Source organism: Methylobacterium sp. AC315, assembly GCF_979253755.1.
Map to the genome: position 1 here is coordinate 271359 of NZ_CEEDEA010000002.1, position 23063 is coordinate 294421.

General features: G+C 68.1%; 22 protein-coding genes. 12 read left to right on the forward strand and 10 right to left on the reverse strand.

Annotated features, from left to right (window positions below; all coding sequences use genetic code 11):
• Positions 1-48 precede the first annotated feature (48 nt).
• Positions 49-1557 (forward strand): efflux transporter outer membrane subunit, encoded by a 1509-nt coding sequence (locus AC0IY0_RS04030; protein ID WP_471763130.1) that lies wholly within the window; start codon positions 49-51, stop codon positions 1555-1557.
• Between the two features lie 16 nt (positions 1558-1573).
• On the opposite strand, the gene AC0IY0_RS04035 is transcribed toward AC0IY0_RS04030, so the two are convergent.
• The 4 genes from AC0IY0_RS04035 to AC0IY0_RS04050 form a co-directional block, all read right to left on the reverse strand.
• The gene (locus tag AC0IY0_RS04035) at positions 1574-2365 is read right to left on the reverse strand and encodes a flagellar hook basal-body protein (protein ID WP_147939039.1); all 792 of its coding nucleotides are present in this window, start codon (positions 2363-2365) and stop codon (positions 1574-1576) included.
• Positions 2366-2485: 120 nt separating this feature from the next.
• Positions 2486-2953: a secondary thiamine-phosphate synthase enzyme YjbQ gene (locus AC0IY0_RS04040; protein WP_471763131.1), complete on the reverse strand. Its 468-nt coding sequence runs from the start codon at positions 2951-2953 to the stop codon at positions 2486-2488.
• Positions 2950-4665, reverse strand: a complete 1716-nt coding sequence (locus AC0IY0_RS04045; protein ID WP_471763132.1) for a cisplatin damage response ATP-dependent DNA ligase — start codon at positions 4663-4665, stop codon at positions 2950-2952. Before AC0IY0_RS04045 ends, AC0IY0_RS04040 begins: the two co-directional genes overlap by 4 nt.
• A complete protein-coding gene (locus AC0IY0_RS04050) occupies positions 4662-5717 on the reverse strand; it encodes a ligase-associated DNA damage response exonuclease (protein ID WP_461230658.1) in 1056 nt (351 codons plus the stop codon). The genes AC0IY0_RS04045 and AC0IY0_RS04050 overlap by 4 nt, the downstream gene beginning before the upstream one ends.
• Before the next feature lie 69 nt (positions 5718-5786).
• Between AC0IY0_RS04050 and AC0IY0_RS04055 the strand changes: the two genes are divergently transcribed.
• Complete coding sequence (locus tag AC0IY0_RS04055) at positions 5787-6734, forward strand: class I SAM-dependent DNA methyltransferase (protein ID WP_471763133.1); 948 nt, start codon at positions 5787-5789, stop codon at positions 6732-6734.
• 81 nt (positions 6735-6815) lie between these two features.
• The gene (locus AC0IY0_RS04060) at positions 6816-7610 is read left to right on the forward strand and encodes a YoaK family protein (RefSeq protein ID WP_147906324.1); all 795 of its coding nucleotides are present in this window, start codon (positions 6816-6818) and stop codon (positions 7608-7610) included.
• A 103-nt stretch (positions 7611-7713) separates the two neighbouring features.
• Here AC0IY0_RS04060 and arfB read toward each other — a convergent pair whose 3' ends face one another.
• Together arfB and AC0IY0_RS04070 are read right to left on the reverse strand one after the other, a co-directional pair.
• Complete coding sequence (gene arfB / locus AC0IY0_RS04065; RefSeq protein WP_419829096.1) at positions 7714-8145, reverse strand: alternative ribosome rescue aminoacyl-tRNA hydrolase ArfB; 432 nt, start codon at positions 8143-8145, stop codon at positions 7714-7716.
• A 158-nt stretch (positions 8146-8303) separates the two neighbouring features.
• Positions 8304-8600: a BolA family protein gene (locus AC0IY0_RS04070; RefSeq protein ID WP_419829095.1), complete on the reverse strand. Its 297-nt coding sequence runs from the start codon at positions 8598-8600 to the stop codon at positions 8304-8306.
• A gap of 108 nt (positions 8601-8708) precedes the next feature.
• Here AC0IY0_RS04070 and AC0IY0_RS04075 point away from each other — a divergent pair, with 108 nt between their 5' ends.
• From AC0IY0_RS04075 to cobT, 4 genes are all read left to right on the forward strand, one after another.
• Entirely contained in the window at positions 8709-9335 is a 627-nt protein-coding gene (locus AC0IY0_RS04075) for a J domain-containing protein (RefSeq protein WP_471763134.1), read from the forward strand.
• Between the two features lie 248 nt (positions 9336-9583).
• Positions 9584-10567 carry a cobaltochelatase subunit CobS gene (gene cobS, locus AC0IY0_RS04080; RefSeq protein WP_147853764.1) on the forward strand — a complete coding sequence of 328 codons (984 nt, stop codon included), beginning with the start codon at positions 9584-9586 and terminating at the stop codon, positions 10565-10567.
• Between the two features lie 5 nt (positions 10568-10572).
• Positions 10573-11079: a DUF29 domain-containing protein gene (locus AC0IY0_RS04085; protein WP_471763135.1), complete on the forward strand. Its 507-nt coding sequence runs from the start codon at positions 10573-10575 to the stop codon at positions 11077-11079.
• A gap of 6 nt (positions 11080-11085) precedes the next feature.
• The gene (gene cobT / locus AC0IY0_RS04090) at positions 11086-12993 is read left to right on the forward strand and encodes a cobaltochelatase subunit CobT (protein WP_147906320.1); all 1908 of its coding nucleotides are present in this window, start codon (positions 11086-11088) and stop codon (positions 12991-12993) included.
• A 283-nt stretch (positions 12994-13276) separates the two neighbouring features.
• Here cobT and AC0IY0_RS04095 read toward each other — a convergent pair whose 3' ends face one another.
• A complete protein-coding gene (locus AC0IY0_RS04095) occupies positions 13277-13750 on the reverse strand; it encodes a carboxymuconolactone decarboxylase family protein (protein ID WP_419829094.1) in 474 nt (157 codons plus the stop codon).
• An 81-nt stretch (positions 13751-13831) separates the two neighbouring features.
• Between AC0IY0_RS04095 and AC0IY0_RS04100 the strand changes: the two genes are divergently transcribed.
• Complete coding sequence (locus tag AC0IY0_RS04100) at positions 13832-14284, forward strand: MarR family winged helix-turn-helix transcriptional regulator (RefSeq protein ID WP_471763136.1); 453 nt, start codon at positions 13832-13834, stop codon at positions 14282-14284.
• 99 nt (positions 14285-14383) lie between these two features.
• On the opposite strand, the gene rpmB is transcribed toward AC0IY0_RS04100, so the two are convergent.
• A complete protein-coding gene (rpmB, locus tag AC0IY0_RS04105) occupies positions 14384-14686 on the reverse strand; it encodes a 50S ribosomal protein L28 (RefSeq protein ID WP_147853769.1) in 303 nt (100 codons plus the stop codon).
• Positions 14687-15069: 383 nt separating this feature from the next.
• Between rpmB and AC0IY0_RS04110 the strand changes: the two genes are divergently transcribed.
• Together AC0IY0_RS04110 and AC0IY0_RS04115 are read left to right on the forward strand one after the other, a co-directional pair.
• Entirely contained in the window at positions 15070-15933 is an 864-nt protein-coding gene (locus AC0IY0_RS04110; protein WP_471763224.1) for a DUF3108 domain-containing protein, read from the forward strand.
• Positions 15934-16014: 81 nt separating this feature from the next.
• Positions 16015-16305 carry a DUF1330 domain-containing protein gene (locus AC0IY0_RS04115; protein WP_147939049.1) on the forward strand — a complete coding sequence of 97 codons (291 nt, stop codon included), beginning with the start codon at positions 16015-16017 and terminating at the stop codon, positions 16303-16305.
• A 10-nt stretch (positions 16306-16315) separates the two neighbouring features.
• On the opposite strand, the gene AC0IY0_RS04120 is transcribed toward AC0IY0_RS04115, so the two are convergent.
• Positions 16316-16672 carry a darcynin family protein gene (locus tag AC0IY0_RS04120; RefSeq protein ID WP_471763137.1) on the reverse strand — a complete coding sequence of 119 codons (357 nt, stop codon included), beginning with the start codon at positions 16670-16672 and terminating at the stop codon, positions 16316-16318.
• Between the two features lie 75 nt (positions 16673-16747).
• On the opposite strand from AC0IY0_RS04120, the gene AC0IY0_RS04125 reads away from it, so the two are divergent.
• The gene (locus AC0IY0_RS04125; RefSeq protein WP_471763138.1) at positions 16748-17374 is read left to right on the forward strand and encodes a TetR/AcrR family transcriptional regulator; all 627 of its coding nucleotides are present in this window, start codon (positions 16748-16750) and stop codon (positions 17372-17374) included.
• 22 nt (positions 17375-17396) lie between these two features.
• On the opposite strand, the gene AC0IY0_RS04130 is transcribed toward AC0IY0_RS04125, so the two are convergent.
• On the reverse strand, positions 17397-18410 hold the full coding sequence (locus AC0IY0_RS04130) for a glycosyltransferase (protein ID WP_471763139.1): 1014 nt from the start codon (positions 18408-18410) through the stop codon (positions 17397-17399).
• 1315 nt (positions 18411-19725) lie between these two features.
• On the opposite strand from AC0IY0_RS04130, the gene AC0IY0_RS04135 reads away from it, so the two are divergent.
• Positions 19726-23061, forward strand: a complete 3336-nt coding sequence (locus AC0IY0_RS04135) for a helicase-related protein (RefSeq protein ID WP_471763140.1) — start codon at positions 19726-19728, stop codon at positions 23059-23061.
• The last annotated feature ends 2 nt before the right edge of the window (positions 23062-23063 follow it).

The window sequence follows — 23063 nt, forward strand, 5'->3', positions numbered from 1 at the left end:
GGCATGATGGTGGCGTTGGCGCCGAATCGGTGCGGTCGTGCGGCCATCATGCTGGCGGCGGCCGTGTCCCTATCGGCTTTGTCCCTGTCGGCTTGTGCGGTCGGCCCGAACTTCGTGCCGCCCGAGGCGCCCCCGGTGGGCCGCTACACCAAGGAGCCGCTCCAGAATCCCTCGGCTGCCGACAACATCCGCACCCGGCAGGGCGGATCGGCGGACCAGAGCTTCGTCTCCGGCGCCGACATCCCCGGGCAGTGGTGGACGCTGTTCCACTCCAAGGCGCTGAACCAGCTGGTCGAGCAGGCGTTGGCGAACAACCCGAATCTAGAGGCCGCGCAGGCGTCGCTGCGGATCGCGCAGCAGAACGTGCTGGCCCAGAAGGGCACGCTCTATCCAAGCCTGTCCGCGACCCCGCAGGCCCAAGGCGTCCTGGCACCGGGCCTCGACCTGCAATCGCCGCTCAACAACGAGTCTCGGTACCTCTACAACCTGTACACGCCGCAGGCCGTGGTCTCGTACAATCCCGACGTGTTCGGCGGGAACCGCCGGCAGATCGAATCGCTTGAGGCGACCACCGAGAACCAGCGCTTCCAGCTGGAGGCGGCCTATCTCAGCCTCACCGGCAACGTCGTCGCCGCCGCCATCCAGGAGGCGGCGCTGCGGGCGCAGATCGACGCCACCCGCAAGGTTATCCAGGCACAGACCGAGGTGCTGCAGCTGTTCAACAAGCAGCTCTCGCTGGGCCAGATCGCCGGAGCCGACGTGGTCCAGCAGCAGGCCGCCCTGGCCCTGTCGCAGCAATTGCTGCCGCCGCTGGAGAAGCAGCTGGCGCAGCAGCGCAACCTCCTCACGGCGCTGGCCGGGCGCCTGCCCTCCAACGAGATCGCGGAGACCTTCCAGCTCTCGGCCCTGCGGCTCCCGACAAGGCTCCCGGTCAGCCTGCCCTCACGCCTCGTGCAGCAGCGCCCCGACGTGAAGGCGGCCGAGGCCCTGGTGCAGCAGGCGAGTGCCAGCGTCGGCGTCGCCGTGGCCAACCGCCTGCCGCAATTCAGCCTGACCGCCACGGGCGGTTCCAGCGCCGTGCGGCTCGCCCAGGTCGCCAATCCCGGGGCGGCGTTCTTCACGATCATCGGCCAGGCGACGGCGCCGATCTTCGACGCCGGCACCCTGTTCCGGCGCCAGCGGGCAGCCGAGGAGACGCTGACCCAGGCACAGGCGCAGTACAAGGCGACGGTGATCACCGCGTTCCAGAACGTCGCCGACGCCCTGCGGGCGCTCCAGGCCGACGCCAAGGCGGTGGCCGCCGCCGATGCCGCGGTGAGCGCGACCAACCAGAGCCTCGGGCTGATCCGCAAGCAATACACGGCCGGCGCCGTCACCTCGACCCAGGTGCTGATCGCCCAGCAGGGCTACCTCTCGGCGCTGGTCACCTCGGCGGCCGCCCGCGCCACCCAGTACGGCGACAGCGCGGCGTTGTTCGTGGCGCTCGGCGGCGGCTGGTGGAACCGCAACGACGTGGCCCCGCCCCCGCCCGAGACCGACCCGCTGAAGTTCCTGTAAGGCGCGCCCTCGGGCCTCACACATCCATCGCGATGGCGTCCTGCAGCATCTGGTCGGCGGCGCTCATGACCTTCGTGTTGGCCGTGTAGGCCTGCTGGGTCTCGATCATCTTGGAGAACTGGTCCGAGATGCCGGCATTCGACTGCTCCACCGACCCGGCCGCGATGGTCGCGCCCGCGAACCCGAAGCTTGGCGCGCCGGACTGGCCGTTGGCCACGTAGGTGCCGCCGTCGAGCGAGGTCAGAGTGTCCTGGCCCCCGAACTGCGCCAGCGTCAGCGACCCGAGCGGCACCGTGCCGCCGTCCGCGCCCGTACCGGTGAGGGTGCCCGCGGGCGAGACCGTGAGGCTCGCCAGGGTGTCGGTCCCGGTTGGAACCTGCACGGGCGCGGTCGCCGCCGGGCCGGCGAACAGGTAATAGCCCGCGCCGTTGACGAGATAGCCGTTCGCATCCGGGTCGAAATCGCCGCGGCGGGTATAGCCGGTCTCGCCGGTGAAGCTCGGACTCTGCGGCGTGCCGGTGTTCGACCGGACCACGAAATAGCCGTTGCCCGAGATGGCGAGGTTGGTCGTGACCCCGGTGGACTGGATCGTGCCCTGGAGCCCCAGGGTGTCGCGCGTACTGGTCGCGACGCCGCCGCTCGACTGCGCCTTGGCGGTGGTCTGGGCCAGCATGTCGGCGAAACTCGTCTCAGTGGTCTTGTATCCCGCAGTCTGGGTGTTGGCGATGTTCCCGGAGATGTTGTTGAGCGCCAGGGACTGCGCCGAGGCGCCGGACACCGAATTCGAGAGCGCGTCGAACAAGCCCATCGGGGTCCCCCTTCGCGAGACCGGCGCGGAAGCGGATCCCAGGGCGTTCTTGCCCGCGGCATGGTTAAGCCGCCGTGTGTCAGCGAATGTTGCTGCCTGCACCGGGCCAAGCGCCCCGATTCACGCGCCGATCACGCTCACGACGATCTCCCGCCGATGCGGCCGGTCACGGTGCTCGATCAGGTAGATCCCCTGCCAGGTGCCCAGGGCCAGACGGCCCTCGACCAGCGGGATGCTCAAGGCCGAATCGGTGACCAGCGTGCGGATATGGGCCGGCATGTCGTCCGGTCCCTCGGAACCGTGGACGTAGGGGACGCCGCGCGGCGCGAAGCCGTCGAGGGCCGTCATCAGGTCGGTCTGCACGTCCGGGTCGGCATTCTCCTGAATGGTGAGAGAAGCGGAGGTGTGCCGGCAGAAGACCGTGACGAGCCCGTCCCGGATCCCGCTGCCGCGCACGAACTCCGCGACCGCGCCGGTAAAATCCGTGAACCCCTGCCCCGGGGTCGCGATGGTCAGGCGGCCGCTCGCATGGCGCTCCACCGCGCCGGAGGCCAGCGGCTCGACCGGACCGATTGTCCCCTGCTTCATGTCCCCGACTCCATCAACGCTGCCCCGGGCGCGATCTCGCGCTCGCCGCGGGCCAGGATCCGCTCCAGCACGTCGATCCGGTCGGCCTCGGCGGCGGGCTTGTCCCAACGGATCCGGCTGACCCGGGGGAAGCGCATCGCCACGCCGGACTTGTGCCGGGTCGAGCGCTGGACGCCCTCGAAGGCGATTTCCAAAACGAGCCCGGCCTCAGGCCCATGGGTGACCTCGCGGACCGGACCGAACCGCTTGGTGGTGTTGTTGCGGACGTAGCGGTCGAGCTTGGCGAGCTCCGCGTCGGTGAAGCCGTGATAGGCCTTGCCCACCGGCACCAGCTCGTCCCCCCCCTCGGGGGCCTCCCGCCAGACCCCGAACGTGTAGTCCGAGTAGAACGACGAGCGCTTCCCGTGGCCGCGCTGCGCGTACATCATCACGGCATCGACGACATGGGGCTCCCGCTTCCACTTCCACCAAGGGCCCTTGGGACGGCCCGGCAGGTAGGGGCTGTTGAGGCGCTTGAGCATCACGCCCTCGATCGCGTCCGCGTCCTCGCCGGCCCCCACCGAGGCCGGATCGGCCCGGGCGGCGGCGAGGGCCTCCCAATCCGCGAACGGCACCAGGGGCGAGATGTCGATCCGCGCGTGGTCGAGGCGTGTGACCAGGGCCTCCAGCTTCTCCCGCCGGGTCGCGAACGGCTCGGCCCGCAGATCCTCGCCGTCCAGCGTCAGGAGGTCGTAGGCCCGGACATGGGCGGGGAACTCCTCCAGGAGCTTGGCCGTGACGGCCTTGCGGTTCAGGCGCTGCTGCAGGACGTTGAAGCTCTGGACCCGGCGCTCGCGCAGGATCAGCAGCTCGCCGTCGACCGTCCCCGTGAAGCCGATCGCCTCGGCGAGGTCGGGGAACGCACCGGTGATGTCCTCGCCGGTGCGGGAATAGACCTTCGCGACCTGCACGCCCGCCTGGTCGCGCCCGCCAACGAGTTGGACGCGGATGCCGTCCCACTTCCACTCGGCCGAGAACGCTTCCGGCTCGAGCTTCTCGAAATCGCTCTCCTCCTCGATCGGATGCGACAGCATCGGCGGCCGGAACGGGGCCGGGTTCAAGGTCTCGGGGCGCTCGGCCCGGCCCTCGACCCAGGCGAACAGGCTCTCGAACGGCGGCGTGAGGCCATGCCAGACCTCCTCAACCGCATCCGCCTCATGGCCACCCAATGCGCCCACCGCGGTCTTGGCGAGCCGGGCCGAGACGCCGACCCGCAGATTTCCGGTGACGAGCTTCAGGAGAGCCCAGCGCCCGGTCTCGTCGAGGGCGTCGAGCCACTCGGCGAGGTGGCGGGGCAGGTCTTTCTTCGGGATGGTCGCCAGGGTCTCAACCACCTCGGCGAGGGTCGGAACGTGGGGCGGTGGGTTGTTGTGTCCGAGTCCGGGCTCATGCGGCGCCACCGGCCCCGGCCAGATCAGCGCCGTAGTCTCGGCCAGATCGCCGACGTAGTTGTGCGACAGCCGGAACAGGACCGGGTCGATGCGCGCCTCCACCAGGCCGCGGATCAGCGCCGGCTTGGCCTCGCGGAAATTCAGCGTGCCGGTCATGGCCCCGAGCGCGTAGCCGCGCTCGGGGTCGGGCGTGCGGGCGAAGAAGTCCTGGAGCAGGCGCAGCTTGGCGTTGCGGCGCGGCTCGTAGGCGAGGCGGTCGAGGAGGTGGGCGAAGTCGTTCACGCGGCCACCTCCGGCTCGGCGACGCCTGCGGGGACCGGCTCCGCCTCACCGTCGTCCCCGTAGCCCAGCATGTGCAGCGGCTTGGCCTTGATCCCTTGCGTCCCGCACCAATGGACCAGCGCATCCTCCTGCCCGTGAGTGACCCAGACCTCCCCGGCGCCGGTGTCCCGGATCGTGCGGCACAGGTCCGGCCAGTCGGAATGGTCGGAGATGACCAGCGGCAGCTCGACGCCCTTCTGGCGCGCGCGGGCGCGAACCCGCATCCAGCCGGACGCGAAGCAGGTCACCGGGTCGGGAAACTTGCGCGACCACAGGTCCTGCATCGCGCTGGGCGGACAGATCACGATGGCCCCGTGCAGATCCTTGCGGTCGGCGGCCACGACCTTCGGGGTCTCGCCCAGGGGGATGCCCTCGCGCTTGTACAGCTCGGTCAGCTTCTCCATCGCGCCATGCAGGTGGATCGGCCGGTCCCAGCCCTCCTCGCGCAGCAGTGCCATCACCCGCTGCGCCTTGCCGAGCGCGTAGGCGCCGACGATGTGGGCGCGCTCCGGGAATAGGGCCACGGAAGCCATCAGCTTGCGGACCTCGTCCCGCGTATCGGGATGCGTGAAGACCGGCAGGCCGAAGGTCGCCTCGGTGATGAACACGTCGCAGGGCACCACCTCGAACGGCAGGCAGGTCGGGTCCGGCGCCCGCTTGTAGTCGCCCGAAACCACGACGCGGACGCCGTCCCGTTCGATGGCGATCTGCGCCGAGCCGAGCACGTGGCCGGCGGGGGCGTAGCGCACCGTGACGTCGCCGACGCGCAGGGCCTCGCCGAGCCGGGCCTCCTGGCGCTGGCGGCAGAAATCCTCGCCGTAGCGCACCGCCATGATCCGCAAGGTCTCGGGCGTCGCCAGCACGTGTCCGTGGCCGGCCCGGGCATGGTCGGCATGGCCGTGGGTGATCAGCGCGCGCTCGACCGGCCAGGTCGGATCGACGTGGAAGCCGCCGAGCGGACAGTAGAGGCCCTCGCGGGTCAGGGTGAGGAGATCGCTCGCGCGTGTCGGCATCGGGCCCGCTGCTGCCGGTGGAGTCCGCCGGTGGCCCCGGTATATAGGCGCCTCCGACCCGGCAGACGCATGGCCACGCAACACAGTTCCGGTGACCTCCTCGCCGACCGCCGCTATCGCTACGCCGAGGCCTGCCTGGCGGATGGCGACCATGCCGGGGCGGCCGACCTCGCCGAGCAGGCGCTGGAGATCGCACCCCGCTACGCGCCGGCCTGGCTGGTGCTGGGCCGCGCCCGGGAGGGGCTGGCCGTCCGGGGCGACGACCCGGCCCTGCGGGCGGCCGCGACCCGGGCCTATGCCTGTGCCCTCGACATCGACCCCGACGATACCCTCGGCGTGCGGGCGCACCTCGTCCGCCTGGGGGAAGGCGGCGGCCTGCCGGCCCTGTCGCCGGCCTATGTCCGGGCCCTGTTCGACGGCTACGCCCCGCGTTTCGAGCGCCACCTGGTGGGCGGGCTGGGCTATATCGGCCCCCAACTGGTCCACGACGCCCTGCCGCCGGAGCCGGAGCGGTTCGATGTTGCGCTCGACCTCGGCTGCGGCACAGGCCTGATGGGCGCGGCGATCCGCGACCGGGTCGGGCACCTCACCGGAGTCGATCTCTCGCCCGGTATGCTGGCGCTGGCGCGGACCAAGATGCAGAACGGCCAGCCGCTCTACGACCGCGTGGCCGAGGGCGACCTGGCCGCCTTCCTGGGGGCCGAGCCGTCGGAATCCGCCGACCTCTGCCTGGCGGCGGACGTGCTGATCTACGTGGCGGATCTCGCGCCTGTGTTGAAGCAGGTCGCCCGCGTCCTTCGGCCCGGGGGCCTGGCCGCCTTCACGGTGCAGTCTCATGACGGCGACGGCGGCGTCCTGGGCGCGGACGGGCGCTACGCACACGCCGACGCCCACGTCGCCGCGGCGGCCTCCGGTGCGGGCCTGGAGGTCTTACGGCTGCACGAAGCCGATGTGCGGCGCGAAGGCGGCCGGCCGGTTCAGGGCCGAGTCGTCGTGCTGCACCGCACACGCCGATGATTCCCCCGGCATGAAACTGCTTGGCTGTTCGTCCATTGTCTGTCGGCCGCATGACCTGCGGCGATGGGATCGGGGATTGGCATGGCGGATTTCGGCGGCAGGGACGATGGGCGCGCACCGGAGCGCAAGCCCGACCTGCCAGCGGACCGGTCCTTCCCAGCGGATCCCCGGACGCGCATCTCCTTCGCCATCGCGCTGGCGTTGCTGGCGGGTTGCGCCGATTCCATCGGCTTCCTGGAATTCTCGCAGCTGTTCATGTCGTTCATGTCGGGCAACACGACCCGATTCGGCGTGGCGGTTTCCAACGGCGACTGGGAGAACGTCACCCGCGTCGCCAGCACGATCAGCCTGTTCTGCTTCGGCGCCTTCCTGGGCACGCTGATCGCCGCCTGGGTCGGGCGCTGGCGGCTGGCCGTCCTGCTGACGCTCCAGGCTTTGCTGCTCGCGGGCGGACTGCTGATGCCCTGGGGCACCTTCGCTTATCCGCTGCACGCCTACCCGATCGTGCTGGCTCTGGGCCTGCAGAACGCGACGCTTCAGGATGAAGGCGGCCGCTCGCTGGCACTGACCTACGTGACCGGCGCGGTGGTGCGGTTCGGGACGGGCTGCGCCAACCTGCTCCTCGGCACGGTGGCCCCGTCGTTCTGGATCCAAGCGCCGCTCTGGGCCGGTCTCAGCACCGGCGCCGTGCTGGGCGGCCTGCTCGATCTCCGCTACGGCGAATCCGCCTTCCTGTTCCCCGCCGGCCTCGCGGCCATCCTGGCGCTGATCGCGATCGCGCTCACCATCGCCAAGCCGGGAAGCACCCTGGTCGCCGGCTCGTCGCCCGCCCCCGACGCGAGCCCGAAGGCGGAGGTGATCGACGCGATCCACTAGATCGCTCGCCGCGGAGGTCGCGGCTCGCTCGGCGTGAGCGAGCGCGGCACGTCAAGGACGTGAAGCCGCCCCAGCCGCTCAGCCTGACCGGCAGCGGGCCGGCTCAGCCGTCGGAATCCCGATAGCTGCCGCGCCCCTGCTTGACCACGGCACGGCTCTTCTTGGCGCCGATGCGCCGCTCCTTCGAGCCCTTGGTTGGCTTCGTTGCGCGACGGATGGGCGGCGGCGGCTTAGCCGCCTCGGTCACGAGATCGACCAGCCGTTGCAGCACGTCGGCCCGATTGCGCTCCTGGGTCCTGTGCCGCTGCCCGGACAGGATCAAAACGCCATCCTTGGTCAGGCGCCGGCCGGCGAGCTTGTACAGGTTCGCCTTGACCCGCTCGTCGACCGAGGGGGAGGCCAGGACCGACCAGCGCAACTGGACCGCGGTCTCGACCTTGTTGACGTTCTGTCCGCCCGCCCCGGAGGCACGCATGAAGGACAGCTCGATCTCGTCGTCCGCGATGGCGATCCGTGCGTTCACCCGCAGGGACATGATGAACTCCGGTACGAGGCTGGCATATGGCAGCGGCCTGTGTGCCAGCGCACCCGCGCACGTGGGAAACCGGTGATCTCTCGGATGCGCACCGGAACCAAGGTCGCCATATCCCTCGTACCGCCTTATCGACCGCGCCGGGCCGGCGACACCGGGCTTCAGCCGGCCTCGGCCGGGGTCCGGACGCGCAAGGCCAAGGCGTGCAGCCCACGCTTAAAGGCGTCGTCCATGAGCGCGTTGACCAAGCGGTGCCGCTCCACACGGCTCTTGCCCTCGAACGCCGATGCGACGATGTCGAGCCGGTAATGGGTCTCGCCCCCGGGCCGCGCGCCGGAATGGCCCGCATGCAGGTGCGATTCGTCGATTACATCGAGGTGCGCCGGCGCGAGTTCCGCGCGCAGCTTCGCCTCCATCCAGCCCCGAAGGGTGCCGTCCTCACCAGTCCCGTCAGTCATCCTGCCCTCACCTCACGTCGCCGGCATCCGTCAAGCCCGATCCCGCGCATGCGTCATCAGGCCCGGTGCCCTTGTGTCTCCGGTTTGCCCCCTCATAATCGGCCCGTCATGGATCTCAACTCGCGCCTGTTCGACAGCATCCGGATCAGGAAACCGTCTTGCGACGAGCCGAAGCCCGCGGCCGATGCCCTGTGCGAGAGCCCGGGCTGCACCCGGCCGGGCCCGCACCGCGCCCCGAAGGGCCGGAAGGCGGAAGGCCAGTACTGGCGGTTCTGCATCGATCACGTCCGCGCCTACAACGCGAGCTATAACTACTTCGACGGCATGAACGATGCCGCCGTCCAAGCCTACCAGAAGGACGCGATCATCGGGCACCGCCCGACCTGGGCGATGGGCGTGAACCCCGCGGGTCAGGGCAAGCCGGCCGAGGAGCCGACCCGGGACTGGGCCTACGTCGATCCGCTCGGCATCCTGCGCGGCGCGGGCGTCGGCGACGGACGTCGGCGCAACAGCCAGCCGGAGCCGGAGAAACCCCGCCGCACCGCCACGGTACGCCGCGCCCTCGACGTCATGGGCCTCGAGGAGGGGGCGGACGGGCCGGCCATCAAGGCGCAGTACAAGGCGCTAGTGAAGCGCTTCCACCCTGACGCCAATGGCGGCGACCGCTCGTTCGAGGAGCGTCTGCGCGACATCATCCGCGCCCATGACGTCTTGCGCGCCGCCGGACTCTGCTGACAGCGGCACGAACGATGCAATCCTGAGCGCCGTGAGGCCGCACAGGCATCCCCTTCGACGGTGATCGCTCTAGGATAAGGCAAATTGCCGGGCGGGACCCTATATGGGGCTCATGCCGGTTGGTGGCGCCGCACCGCGCCGCCGTTTAAGGATTGAGTCCGCCCCGCGGCGGATGCCCGGCTCGACGTTCTTCCGCGCGGATGCTCCCTTCCTTCGGGCCGGAGCCGCCGCGCCTCACGAGGTTCCGAATGCTCTCTGACGACACGCCCGCCGCGCTGCCCGATCGCACCGTCTCCGTCCGCGAGGTTTTCGGCATCGACCTCGACCTCAAGGTCCCGGCCTATGCCGAGCCCGAGGAGCATGTCCCCGATCTCGATCCGGACTACATCTTCGACCGGGAGACGACGCTGGCTATCCTGGCCGGCTTCGCGCGCAACCGCCGCGTGATGGTCACGGGCTACCACGGCACCGGCAAGTCGACCCATATCGAGCAGGTCGCGGCCCGGCTGAACTGGCCCTGCATCCGGATCAACCTCGACAGCCACGTCTCGCGCATCGACCTCGTCGGCAAGGACGCGATCGTGCTCAAGGACGGCAAGCAGGTCACCGCCTTCCAGGATGGCATCCTGCCCTGGGCGCTCCAGAACAACGTCGCCCTGGTGTTCGACGAGTACGATGCCGGCCGCCCGGACGTGATGTTCGTGATCCAGCGCGTGCTGGAGTTGTCGGGCCGGCTGACGCTGCTGGACCAGAAGCGCGTGATCCGCCCGCACCCGGCCTTCCGGCTGTTCGCCACGGCCAACACGGTCGGGCTCGGCGACACCTCGGGCCTCTATCACGGCACCCAGCAGATCAATCAGGGCCAAATGGATCGCTGGTCCATCGTGACCACGCTGAACTACCTGCCGCACGACCGCGAGGTCGACATCGTGCTCTCGAAGGCGCTGCACTACCGCAGCGACCAGGGCCGGGACATCGTTAACCGGATGGTGCGCGTGGCGGACCTGACCCGCAACGCCTTCATGAACGGCGACCTCTCGACCGTCATGAGCCCGCGCACGGTGATCACCTGGGCCGAGAACGCCGACATCTTCAAGGATGTGGGCTTCGCGTTCCGGGTGACCTTCCTGAACAAGTGCGACGAGCTGGAGCGGACCCTCGTGGCCGAGTTCTACCAGCGGGCCTTCGGCAAGGAGCTGCCCGAGAGCGCGTTGAACGTCGCCTTGAGCTGAACCGCATGGGGGACACGATGGCGCATCCGGCATGGACAGGCGAAGACGCTTCGGCGGCTTCGCATGCCAAGGGTCGGGCGTGCCATGCGGACGATGTCTTCATCTGGTTTGAGGGGCGGGTCGCACTGCTCCGTTCCGGCCAAGTGGACGCACTCGACCTCGACGACGTCGCCGAGGCGTTGCGTGAGGTTGGCTTGGGACAATCCGATAAGCTCGAGAGCGCGATCGAGGTATCGTTGGCCCACGTGCCCAGATGGGGCCATGGACCCGAAAAGCGCAGCTTGAGTTGGTCGCGCACGATCGCCGAGCAGCGGATGCGGATCAACACGCAGTTGCACAGGAACTCGGGCCTTGAGTCGCGCATCGTCGAGGCTGTCGCTGATCGCTATCGGCTTGGTCAGCTCCGGGCCGCGCGCACGATGAAGCGCTCGCTCGAAACACTGCCCGCGGAGTGTCCCTACAACGGGGACGCCATCGTGAATCGCCCCTTCGAATTCGAGGCCGACCGGTAGCCCCGCATGTCCATCTCCAACCGCAAGCCCGGCGAGCGCCGCGAATCCGTGGCCGAGCCCCTGAAGCGCTCGGTGGCCGGGTGCCTGCGCGCCATCGCCCGCCGGTCGGAAGTCGAGGTCACCTACGCCACCGACCGGCCGGCGCTCACCGGTGACAAGGCCCGCCTGCCAGAGCCACCCCGCAAGCTCTCGGCGCAGGACGTGGCGGTGCTACGCGGCAATGCCGACGCCATGGCGCTGCGGCTCGGCTGCCACGACATCGCCGTGCACCGCAGGCTCGCTCCCGAGAACGCCGCCGCCCGCGCGGTCTACGACGCGGTCGAGCAGGCCCGCGTCGAGGCGATCGGGTCACGGCGGATGACCGGTGTCGCCAGCAACCTCACCGCGATGCTGGAGGACCGCTACCATCGCGGCGGCAAGTACGAGACCATCACGGACAGGGCCGACGCGCCGATGGAGGACGCCGTCGCCCTGATGGTGCGCGAGCGCCTCACCGGGCAGCAGCCCCCCGAGGCGGCCGCCAAGATCGTCGAGCTGTGGCGTTCGCATATCGAGGCCAAGGCCGGCCCCAACCTCGATGGCCTGATCGGGTCGATCGAGGACCAGCGCAAGTTCGCCCGTTCGGTGCGTGACCTGCTGACCTCCCTCGACATGTCGGACGAGACGCCGTTCGACTCCGAGGATGACGAGAACGACGACGAGAACGACGCCCAGGACGACGAGCAGAACCCGAGCGAGGGCGATTCCGAGGAGAAGAGCCAGGGCGAGCGTGCCGAGATCGAGACCTCGGAGGAAGCCTCCGACGAGATCGAGGAGGGCGCTCAGGAATCCGCCGACGCGCCGTCCGGCGAATTACCCGACGAGGCCGAGGATGCGGAATCCGAGGAAGCCTCGGAGGCATCGAAGCCGCCCCAGCGCCAGGGTAACGAGGCCCGCGGGCCGGAATACCGCGTGTTCAACCCCCGCTTCGACGAGATCATTCACGCCGAGGAGCTGTGCGACGCCGAGGAGCTGTCGCGTCTGCGCAGCTACCTCGACAAGCAGCTCTCGCACCTGCAGGGCGTCGTCGGCCGCCTCGCCAACCGGCTGCAACGCCGCCTCCTGGCGCAGCAGAACCGGGCCTGGGACTTCGACCTCGAGGAGGGCCAGCTGGATCCGGCGCGGCTCGTCCGCGTCGTCATCGATCCCTACCAGCCGCTCTCCTTCAAGCAGGAGAAGGACACCAACTTCCGCGACACCGTGGTCACGCTCCTCCTCGACAATTCGGGGTCGATGCGCGGGCGTCCGATCACCGTGGCTGCAACCTGCGCCGACATCCTGGCGCGGACGCTGGAGCGCTGCGGCGTCAAGGTCGAGATCCTGGGCTTCACGACCCGGGCCTGGAAGGGTGGCCAAAGCCGCGAGGCCTGGCTCGCCGCCGGCAAGCCGCCGAACGCCGGCCGCCTGAACGACCTGCGCCACATCGTCTACAAGTCCGCGGACGCGCCGTGGCGTCGGGCCCGCAAGAATCTCGGGCTGATGATGCGCGAGGGTCTCCTGAAGGAGAACATCGACGGCGAGGCCCTGGACTGGGCGCATAAGCGCCTGCTCGGCCGCCCCGAGCAGCGCAAGATCCTGATGGTGATTTCGGACGGCGCGCCGGTCGACGACTCGACCCTGTCGGTCAATGCCGGCAACTACCTGGAGCGGCACCTGCGCTGGATGATCGAGGAGATCGAGACCCGTTCGCCGGTGGAGCTTCTGGCCATCGGTATCGGCCACGACGTGACCCGCTACTATCGTCGGGCCGTGACGATCATCGACGCCGAGGAGCTGGGCGGCGCCATGACCGAGAAGCTCGCCGAGCTGTTCGAGGAGAACGGATCGCCGGCCCCGGTAGGCCGCGCCCTGCGTGCGGCCGGCGGACGGCGCTGACGGGAGGGCGTCGGGGTAAGGCCCCGACTCCACAGCCATCTCGTCTGGCCGTGTTTGGATTCCGGGACGGGGTAACGGACTTTCGGCTTCCGACCGGCGCCACGGGGTCCGGTAGGTTCGATCGGTAACAGCGATGTTGGCGCGGAGCGCGCCGGCGACGAGGCCGTGGCGATAGAGTCTTGGGTCTGGCGTCGTCAGCGCGCGACGAGGTCGTCGGGTCCGGACAGAGGTGTGGCCGCAAAATGCGTCAGCTGTTCGGGAGCGAGGCGAATCGGCATGGCCCTCAGCTCATCGAACGGGCGAGCGGCGCAAAATGCAGGCCCCCCGCGATGCGGTTCCAGGCGTTGATGTTGGCGATCGCGACGGTCAGGAGCAGCATCTCGTCCCGGCTGAACAACGGCGATTGTTCGGCCATGGGTGCCGCCCCATCGGCCATGCGTGTGAGATGCTCGGCCCAGGCCAGGGCGGCGCGCTCACGCGGAGAGAAGACCGGACTGTCGCGCCAGACCGCAACCAGATCGAGGGTGTGCTCGGCAAGGCCGAGCCGGCGGGCCGTGTCGAGATGGAAGCCGACGCAGAACGCGCATCCATTAATCTGCGAGACGCGGATCTTCACGATCTCGCTGAGGCGCTTGTCGAGACCCGCCTCATCGACGGCCTTGCCGAGGGCGAGAAGCGCGGCGTGAGCCGCCGGTAACCCGGTCCTGAACAGGTCGTACGAAAAGCCCGCGTCGTCAGACGGTTCGACATCGGACATCGTGCGCCCTCCCACCATTCGCGCTAAAATCAGAGCACGAACAACATATCAGAACTCTGATAAGCGCCAAGAGGCTGGGTCATGGGTGAGCTGCCGCGGGCAGGCGAAGGCAAGCGCGGCCTTGATGGGCATCTCGGCTACCTCTTGCGGCAGGCGGCCCACGCACACAGGCAGCGTGTCGAGCAGCGGTTGAGCGGCATCTGCCTGACGCTGCCGCAGTTTTCAGTCCTGACGATCTTGGCTGCTTATCCAAGCCATAGCAGCGCGGATCTCGCCCGCCTCGCACTCGTGACGCCGCAGACCATGAGCGTCATCGTTGCGAATCTGCTGAAGGCCGGCCTCGTCGTACGGGAGCGGCACCGGGTCCACGGCCGCATCCAGACCCTGACGCTGACCGCGGCCGGTGAGGCGATGCTCGAAGCCGCCAAGCGGCACGTCTACGCGCTGGAGGCCGAGATGCTGAACGACCTTACGCCCACGCAGCAGACGGAGATCCGCCAATGGCTGACACGAATTGCGCGTGCACCCGGATAGGCGATGACGCCCCCGCGCAGGCAAGCATAAACCGCCGCGGCATGGCCTGCCGCGGCGGTTTATGTCGTCCGATCGGTGAAAGGCGCAGCGCGCCCGAAATCAGGCCGCGACGGCCGTGGTCTCGGCGAGCTTCTTGTGGATCTCGCGCTTCAGCAGGCGGGCGGTCTGCGACAGGTCGCCCTCGCCGGCCTTAACCAGGAAGGCGTCGAGGCCTCCGCGGTGCTCCACCGAGCGCAGAGCGTGCGCGGTGATGCGCAGGCGCACCCGCTTGCCGAGCGCGTCCGACTGGAGCGTGACATTGCACAGGTTCGGCAGGAACCGGCACTTGGTCTTGTGGTTCGAGTGGCTCACGAGGTGGCCGACCTGAACGGCCTTGCCGGTGAGTTCGCAGCGGCGCGCCATGATGACTAAAATTCCCGTCTCGTTCCGCCTGAGAAGACCCGATCGCAAGCGGCGCGATCATCGTCGCAGCGGGCGGCGCCCGATACGTATTCCAGGTCCAGCGGAGTCCCGTTGAAGGCGCGAGCCTATAGGCGACCTGCACCCGTTGCGTCAAGCTCCGTACCGCCTGGACATGTCCGGGGCGGCCGCCCAACGGTCTGTTAACCACGAGGCCGGGATATAACAGGCATCTGCTCGAAGAAGGCCAGCGCCTCGCCTGCACCGAGCGTCGAGAGCCTGTCGTACGGGATCGTCCCGCGCGGCACCCTTGGCCCAAGTTCCCCTGGGATGCGATCCGGATCATGAGCGCCACGCCTGTCCGTCGGACGATCAAGCCGCTGACGATGCGCCTTCTCGGGACCGTGCTCGCCGTCGCGACGCTCGGTGCCCCGGCCGAAGCCGCCCGGCGCGCGAAGCGGAACGCCGCAGCCGCCCCCGCCACGGTGACGGTCGATTACAGCATCAACCTCGCGGGCCTGCCGATCGGCACCGCCCGGCTCGCCGGCAGCTTCGAGCGCGACCATTACCTGATGGACGTCTCCGCGACGCTGACCGGGCTGGTCGGGGCGATCACCGGCGGCAGGGGCTCGGCCCGGGCGTCAGGCACCTTCTCGGTGGCGCCGCAGCCCGGCGCGTTCTCGATCGCCACGCACACGGCGAGTTCCGGGATCGCGGTGCGCATGGCGCTGGCGCACGGCAACGTCGTGCAGGCCGAGATCACGCCCCCCCTCGTCGACATGCAGGACCGGGTGCCGATCACGGCCGACCACAAGCGCGGCATCATGGATCCGGTGAGCGCTCTGCTGATGCCAGCACAGGGCCGGGGCGAGTTGCTCGATCCAGCCAATTGCAACCGTAGCCTGCCGGTGTTCGACGGTGCGACACGATTCAACGTGGTGCTGAGCTACGCCGAGACCCGCGCGGTGCAGAAACCCGGTTATGCCGGCCCGGTTCTGGTTTGCACGGCCCGCTACCAGGCGGTGGCCGGCCACAGGCCGGATCGACCCGGGGTGAAGTTCATGGAGGACAACCGCGAGATGTCGGTCTGGCTCGCCCCGGTCGAAGGCACGCGGGCGCTCGTCCCGCTGCGCATCTCGGTGCTCACCACCATCGGTACCAACATCATCGAGGCGACGCGCTGGACCCAGGGCGCTGCCGCCGGGACGGCCGGGGCGAGCGTCGCGCAGGCGAGTTTGCCCGGGCAATAGCGCCAAACACCGCGATCCACCTTTGACCGGCGGCCTCTTTCCGGGCACCCCGTGCGCCCGCGGCAGAGAGGATGCAGAACCATGGCGAAGGGCTACATCATCGTCCGGATGACGGTCACCGATCCGGAGACCTACGCGGCGTATGCCGAGATGGCCTCCGCGGCGATGCGGCTTCACGGCGCCAGGCCCCTGGTGCGGGGCGGACGTAGCGAGGCGCTGGAGGGCGAGGCCCGGCCGCGCAACGTCGTGCTGGAATTCGATTCCTACGACGCCGCGCGGGCCTATTATTTCTCGCCGGAATACCAGGCGGCCAAGGCGAAACGCCTGCCCGCCGGTATCGGCGAGGTCGTGCTTGTCGAAGGTGCCGACTGAAGCTGCCCGCTCACGCGGCCAGGGGCGCCCGGTCGTAATGGGTCGCATAGGCGTTCTCCACCGCCGGGATGATCTCGACGATCGTGAACCACCGGTCCCAGAATGCCGTCTCGCGCAGGTCTTCGACCACGCATTCGTAGGCGTGGTGGTCGCTGGCCTCCCAGACCCAGAGGTCGGTGACGCGAGCCGTGTAGAATTCGGCGTCGTAGAAGCGCATCGTCACGGAATCCGCGTGGCGGCGCAGGATCGGCTCGAACACCTCGCGCAACCGGGCGAAGCGATCGTCGATCGACATCGCGAGCCATTCGGGCGAGGTCTTCACCAGCATGAAGACGGTGAGTTTGGGGTTGAAGGTCTGGTGGGACATGCGTTCTTTCATTCCGCGGGTCGGTTGGGACGCGGCGATGATGCCCCCGGGCGGCTCAGCGGCGAACTCGCGTTCATGACCGCCCGGACGGCGCGCGGGCCGGCGCTTAAGCCCCGGAAAAACCCGGAACAATCGCGGTCGGCCGAGACGGTGCGGACGATCCTCGAAGGCGCGGCTCGCGTTCTGGAGGAGCGCGGGCTGGCCGGCTACACGACCAATGCCGTGGCCGAGCGGGCCGGCGTCTCGGTCGGGTCGGTCTACCAGTACTTCCCCGGCAAGGATGCGCTGACTGCGGCCCTGGTCGCGCGGGAGACCGGCCTGCTGATCGCCGCGGTGCACGCCGCGGCCGAGGCGGCGACGCCGGAACTCGGACTGCAACGCATTGTGCAGGCGGCCATCGCCCATCAGATGTCCCGGCCACGTCTCGCGTTGCTGCTCGACCGCGAAGAGAACCGGCTCCAGCCGGCCGACAGCCTTGACGCGGTCCACCGGGCGATCTCGGACGCGTTCCTGACCCTGCTGGCACGCCTCGAACCCGGACCGCCTGTCGCCGCCGAGATTGCCGCGGGCGACCTGTTCGCGCTTGTGCGGGGCATGGTGGATGCCGCCGGGGAGCGGGGCGAGCAGGCCGGCGATGCGCTCGAACATCGGGTCCTGCGCGCGGTGTTCGGCTATTTAGGATTGCCCGCGGTGCTGCCGTAACCCGCGGGTCCGGCAGCGCCGCCTACGACCGTATCGCGCAGTACTTGAGATCGCGTGCGATCGAGCGCCATCGAATGTCATCGCGGTGGACGGACCGGTAAACCCCCGATCGGATGTTACCGACCACGGCCAACAAACCCCGGCGCCTGTTGCGCGAGATGTAAACCCGCTTGCGCTGCTCGAGCTGATGAAGTGCCCGTTGGAAAAAATCGATCGCTTTCCCGCGGTCGAAAAGCGGAAAGGTGACCTCGGTCTCAGTTGGGAGATTGCGGATCACTTCGACCATATCGGCGGTCGCAGAGATATAATCGTCGAATTCTTTGATTGGGTCGTAGCCTCTCGTTTTTTGACTGCGTCGGCCATCGCCAAATAGATTTGTCGAATGTTGGCGGTACGTCACGAGCGGCTTATCGAACTCGGCAGTCTCGCCCACGACTTGGCCGAGAAAAACGATCCATCTGTCGTGTGCAATCTTTTCTTTGGGGACTATGAAGTCGCGGAATCGGCCTTCGATATTGGCTAGGCTCAACAATTCCCGACGAAACACGATGGAGAAGCCGAAGAATGTCAGCCAGGGATCGTAGCTCAGCGGCGGCTTCACTCCCGTGCGCTCGATGCCCTGAGTAAATTTTACCAGCTTACCAGTTGCTTGATCGAGACTTGAAGCGGCGTGAACGATCAACGAAATATTCTTGTTGTCAAAATGGTGCGCTGCGCAAGCAAGTTTCTCCAGATCCCAAATATCATCCTGGTCACAGAAGGCTACGAAGTCCCCTTTGGCCGACAACGCCGCCATCAGAAAATTGTCGCGAAATCCGAGATTGATGTCGTTGACCTTGATTTTGATGGCCACCGCCGAACGAGCCGCAATCGACCTGACGATGTCTAGCGTTTCGTCGCTCGACCCGTCATCGGCGACGATAATCTCAATCGGCTTGATGGTTTGATTGATGACGCTTTCAAGCTGCTCGCGGATAAACGCCGAGCCGTTATAGGTGGCTATAACGACCGAAACAGTTTTTCCTGCAGTACCCATTCCCGCCGGCCTCGACATCTTAGATCTTAGAATTCAAAGCTCGATCCACCTATGAACCCAGCACACTCGCCACAGAGCGAGAAATATAGCGTTTCATTAATAGAGCACGCCCGTCGAAAGCGGAAGCGCGTATAATTCCGGCAGCGCTTCCGCGCTCCGGTGGCTCTGGCAGGCCTTCATTCGAACAAATGGTGGATAAAATCCTGTCGTATTTGTATAATGAGCCCTATGCTCACCATTGGCCGCTCGGCGGCATCTATTCGATCGATAATCTATGCATGTCGGAAGGGTGTGCCATTCTTTTCCGCGGTTCGATCAAGGCGCGGAAATGTCAGCCGCGGCATTCACGATTTGCGCACGGATCGTTCCCATTTCGAATAGCGCCCTGTTTATCGACATCGGCGCGCGAAGCCGAATAGGATGAACTTTCATCGTAAAGTCACAGCTCAGATGGCGCTATTTAGAACTCATATCACACTTAATACCTGCATATCTCGGGACTATAATTATAAATGTGAAAATCTTTATCGATAAAATCAGCCTGCTCGGACCTGATCATTTGATCGTAGTGGCTGGTGCATTGCCGGTTAGCCCCTTTGGCTTTGACGGCTTGGCTGTTCCTTGCCGGGCGTCTCGAACCTGCCCGCGCTTCGGCTGGGCGACCTGGCGTGTCCGGCCTGCAATCCGTGAGTTCCCGTCCCCGATTGAATCAGTTGCAGCCTTCGAAACGCGGCTGAGGATTGTGGTCTGGCGTTTCTAGGGCGTTCCAGGATGGGTGGGATTGTGCGGCCTGCTAACCGGCTGGCCGCCGCACACGAATTGTTTTGATGTTCCCGCGATGATCGGCCCATGGCCCTACACCGCTTTCAAGTCACCCTGACCGTCGCGGCCCTCGCCTTCGCCGCGCCGTCAGCGGCCCAGCCGCTGACCGCAGGATCAGGCAATCCTGGCTGCGGCGGCGATGCCTTCTCGTCGGCGCAGGTGATCGAGCACCGGCCGCCGCGGCATGGCCCATTGGTCTCCGTTCCCGACACCCTCTGCGCGGACGTCGCGCCCCAGCCTGGATCGCCGGCCATGCAGATCGTGGTCGATCCGCTGATTATGCCGCAGGTTGGCAGCGACCCAGGTGATATCCCATATGGGGGAGGACCGAGGCGGCCCTATCGTCCCTGACGCGACCGGCCGTACGAGACCTCCAGCCCGCGCCATGACGGCGCCGCGCCGGCCTTCCCGTCCGAAGGAACCGCCGACCATCGACGCGCCGCTCCGCCCCCTCCCCCGCCGGTCCCTGCCGCGCGACGCCCGTGCCCGCGGCGTGACGGCGGTCCTCGGACCGACCAACACCGGCAAGACGCATCTCGCGATCGAGCGGATGCTTGCGCACCCGACCGGCATGATCGGGTTGCCCCTGCGGCTGCTCGCCCGGGAGGTGTACCTGCGCGTGGTCGCCAAGGTCGGCCCCGAGAAGGTCGCCCTCGTGACCGGAGAAGAGAAGATCAAGCCAGACCGGCCGCGCTACTGGATCTGCACGATCGAGGCGATGCCGCGCGACCTCGACGTGGCCTACGTCGCCATCGACGAGATCCAGCTCGCAGCCGACATGGATCGCGGCCACGTCTTCACCGACCGCCTGCTCTACGTGCGCGGCCGTGAGGAGACGCTGCTGATCGGCTCCTCGACCATGCTGCCGCTGGTCCAGGCACTGATTCCGAACGTCCACACCACGACTCGGCCGCGGCTATCGAAGCTCACCTTCGCGGGGGAGAAGCGGCTGTCGCGCCTGCCCCGGCGCACCGCGATCGTCGCCTTCTCGGCCGAGGAGGTCTACGCCATCGCAGAGCTGATCCGACGCCAGCGCGGGGGTGCCGCGGTGGTGCTTGGGGCGTTGTCGCCCAGGACCCGCAATGCCCAGGTCGAGATGTACCAGGCCGGGGACGTCGACTACCTCGTGGCCACCGACGCGGTCGGGATGGGGCTCAACCTCGATGTCGACCACGTCGCCTTCGCGGCGAACTGGAAATACGACGGCACCCGGTTTCGCAAGCTGACGCCCGCCGAGATGGGCCAGATCGCCGGCCGCGCAGGACGCCATCTCTCGGACGGGACCTTCGGCTCCACGGGGCGCTGCCCGCCCTTTGAGCCCGAGATGGTCGAGCGGTTGGAGAATCACGATTTCGACCCGCTGCGCATCCTGCAATGGCGCAACCCTGACCTCAGCTTCGGCACCCTGGAGGCGCTCCAGGCGAGCCTCGACGAGCATCCGCGCGAGTCAGGTCTGACCCGGGCGCCGATGGGCCAGGACCAGCAGGCCCTCGAGATCCTGATGCGCGAGGACGATATCCACGAAATGGCGCGGAGCGCTTCCACCGTGCGGCGGCTCTGGGACGTCTGCGGCGTTCCGGATTACCGCAAGGTCCACCCGCAGGTGCATGCCGACCTCGTGGCCCAGCTCTACCGTTTTCTCATGAAGGGCATGGCCGGACGCATCCCCGACACGTGGTTCGCCGAGCAGATGGCGATGATCGATCGCACCGACGGCGACATCGATACGCTGTCCCGGCGGATCGCCCAGGGACGCACCTGGACGTTCGTGGCCAACCGCCCCGATTGGCTGCGCGACCCTGAACATTGGCAGGGCGAGACACGTCGGGTAGAGGACAGGCTGTCAGACGCCCTGCACGAACGCCTCGCGAGCCGCTTCGTCGACCGGCGCACAAGCGTCCTGATGCGGCGCCTGAGAGAGAACACGATGCTCGAAGCCCAAATTTCCGCCGACGGTGACGTCACCGTCGAGGGTCAGCATGTCGGTCACCTGCATGGATTTTTATTCGTTCCGGATGCCAGCGCAGAGGGGCACGAGGCCAAAACTCTGAGGAGTGCCGCCGAGAAGGCGCTCTCCGGGGAGATCGAGGCCCGGGCCGACCGCTTCGCGGCGACAGCCGATTCCACCCTCGTGCTCGCGCATGACGGGATGATTCGCTGGACCGGTGCCCCGGTGGCGAAGCTGACCCCCGGCGAGAAGCTGTTCGCGCCGCAGATTCGGCTGCTGGCCGACGACAGCCTGACCGGCGCGCATCGCGAGAAGGTCGAGGCGCGCCTCGATGCCTGGCTCAAGGCCATGATCGTGCGCCTGCTCGGCCCGCTGATGGAACTCGAGACCGCCGGCGACCTCACCGGCCTCGCCAAGGGTATCGGCTATCAGGTGGTCGAGGCTCTGGGCGTGTTGGAACGCTCCAAGGTCGCCCAGGAGATGCGCAGCCTGGACCAGGAGGGGCGCGGGGCGCTCCGCCGGCACGGCGTGCGATTCGGCGCCTACCACATCTTCCTGCCGGCCCTGCTGAAGCCGGCGCCGCGGACCCTTGCGGCACAGCTGTGGGCCCTCCGCAACGGTGGCCTCGACCAGCGCGGCCTGGACGAGATCGCGCATCTCGCGGGCTCGGGCCGGACCTCGATCAAGGTTGATCGCGAGATCGCCAAGGGCCTCTACCGGGCGGCCGGCTTCCGTGTCAGCGGTGAGCGGGCGGTGCGGGTCGACATCCTCGAGCGTCTGGCCGACCTGATTCGGCCGGCGATCGCCTATCGCCCCGGTACCACACCGGGCGCGGCGCCGGAGGGTACGGCCGACGGTGATGCCTTCGTGGCCACGGTCGGAATGACCTCGCTGGTCGGCTGTTCGGGCGAGGATTTCGCCTCGATCCTGAAGTCTCTGGGTTACTCGCTGGAGGCCCGCCCCGGACCCGCGATCACGGTACCGCTGGTACCAGCGGCCGCGACTGCGCCGGTCGTTGTGACCCCACCATCTGAAACTGCACCGGCAAGCGAGACCGGCGAAACCGATCCCGGCTCCCTCGGCGAGTCGACCGGAGACGAGGCCGACGCCTCCGCGCAGGCTGCGACCGCGGAGGCCTCCGTCGCGGAGACTTCGCTCTCCGAAAACGCTGAGTCTGACGCCGCTCCAGAGACCGGAACGGAAGCCGAAGCCGCTCCCGAAGCCATGGCGGAGGCTGAGCCCGTCGAGGCTGCTGCCGACGCCTTGCCGGAAGCGGTTGACGCACCGCAATCCGAGGTGGAAGCGATCCCAGCCGAAGCCGCGCAGGCCGCCGAGGCACCCGAATCCGAGACCCGTCCGACCACCGAGACTCACGAGGTGGTGGAAGCGAACGAGACCGTATCCGAGACCGCCGGGAACGAATCCGCGGCTGTGGAGGGTGAGACCCCGGCGGAGCCGGTGCTGATCGAGGTGTGGCGCCTGCAACGCCATCAGCGGCCGGCCAATCCTCGGCCGCAGAACCGCCCACGGGGCGCGGGGCGTGGACGCGATGGCGCTCAGCCGGGGCAGCCGGGTCAGCATCAGGGTCCGGGCCGCCCGGAGGGCGGGCGTCCCGAACACCGGCGGGCCGAAGGCGGCGAGCGCCCTGGCAACGAGGGCGGTCCCCGCACCGGACGCGACCGCGGCCCTCGCCGTGATCGCTTCGAGGGCGGCCGGCCCGAGCGCCGGGACGACCAGCGCAGCGCCGAGCAACGCCACGCGGCGCCGCGGCCCGACCAGCGTCCGCCGCGGCGCGAACGGGCTCCGGATCCGGATTCGCCCTTCGCCAAGCTGGCGGCGCTCAAGGCGCAACTCGAAGCCGGCGACGGCGGGAAGCGCTGACG

Bases quoted from the DNA above. Each gene is read 5' to 3' on its own strand.
- AC0IY0_RS04100 (WP_471763136.1), top strand. From the start codon at position 13,832: ATGGGTGAGCTGCCGCGGGCAGGCGAAGGCAAGCGCGGCCTTGATGGG.
- AC0IY0_RS04060 (WP_147906324.1), top strand. From the start codon at position 6,816: ATGGCGGATTTCGGCGGCAGGGACGATGGGCGCGCACCGGAGCGCAAG.
- AC0IY0_RS04030 (WP_471763130.1), top strand. From the start codon at position 49: ATGCTGGCGGCGGCCGTGTCCCTATCGGCTTTGTCCCTGTCGGCTTGT.
- AC0IY0_RS04130 (WP_471763139.1), bottom strand. From the start codon at position 18,410: ATGGGTACTGCAGGAAAAACTGTTTCGGTCGTTATAGCCACCTATAAC.
- AC0IY0_RS04055 (WP_471763133.1), top strand. From the start codon at position 5,787: ATGGCCACGCAACACAGTTCCGGTGACCTCCTCGCCGACCGCCGCTAT.
- AC0IY0_RS04110 (WP_471763224.1), top strand. From the start codon at position 15,070: ATGCGCCTTCTCGGGACCGTGCTCGCCGTCGCGACGCTCGGTGCCCCG.
- AC0IY0_RS04075 (WP_471763134.1), top strand. From the start codon at position 8,709: ATGGATCTCAACTCGCGCCTGTTCGACAGCATCCGGATCAGGAAACCG.
- AC0IY0_RS04035 (WP_147939039.1), bottom strand. From the start codon at position 2,365: ATGGGCTTGTTCGACGCGCTCTCGAATTCGGTGTCCGGCGCCTCGGCG.
- AC0IY0_RS04050 (WP_461230658.1), bottom strand. From the start codon at position 5,717: ATGCCGACACGCGCGAGCGATCTCCTCACCCTGACCCGCGAGGGCCTC.
- AC0IY0_RS04120 (WP_471763137.1), bottom strand. From the start codon at position 16,672: ATGTCCCACCAGACCTTCAACCCCAAACTCACCGTCTTCATGCTGGTG.
- cobS (WP_147853764.1), top strand. From the start codon at position 9,584: ATGCTCTCTGACGACACGCCCGCCGCGCTGCCCGATCGCACCGTCTCC.
- AC0IY0_RS04085 (WP_471763135.1), top strand. From the start codon at position 10,573: ATGGGGGACACGATGGCGCATCCGGCATGGACAGGCGAAGACGCTTCG.
- AC0IY0_RS04040 (WP_471763131.1), bottom strand. From the start codon at position 2,953: ATGAAGCAGGGGACAATCGGTCCGGTCGAGCCGCTGGCCTCCGGCGCG.
- AC0IY0_RS04070 (WP_419829095.1), bottom strand. From the start codon at position 8,600: ATGACTGACGGGACTGGTGAGGACGGCACCCTTCGGGGCTGGATGGAG.
- rpmB (WP_147853769.1), bottom strand. From the start codon at position 14,686: ATGGCGCGCCGCTGCGAACTCACCGGCAAGGCCGTTCAGGTCGGCCAC.
- AC0IY0_RS04115 (WP_147939049.1), top strand. From the start codon at position 16,015: ATGGCGAAGGGCTACATCATCGTCCGGATGACGGTCACCGATCCGGAG.
- AC0IY0_RS04125 (WP_471763138.1), top strand. From the start codon at position 16,748: ATGACCGCCCGGACGGCGCGCGGGCCGGCGCTTAAGCCCCGGAAAAAC.
- cobT (WP_147906320.1), top strand. From the start codon at position 11,086: ATGTCCATCTCCAACCGCAAGCCCGGCGAGCGCCGCGAATCCGTGGCC.
- AC0IY0_RS04095 (WP_419829094.1), bottom strand. From the start codon at position 13,750: ATGTCCGATGTCGAACCGTCTGACGACGCGGGCTTTTCGTACGACCTG.
- arfB (WP_419829096.1), bottom strand. From the start codon at position 8,145: ATGTCCCTGCGGGTGAACGCACGGATCGCCATCGCGGACGACGAGATC.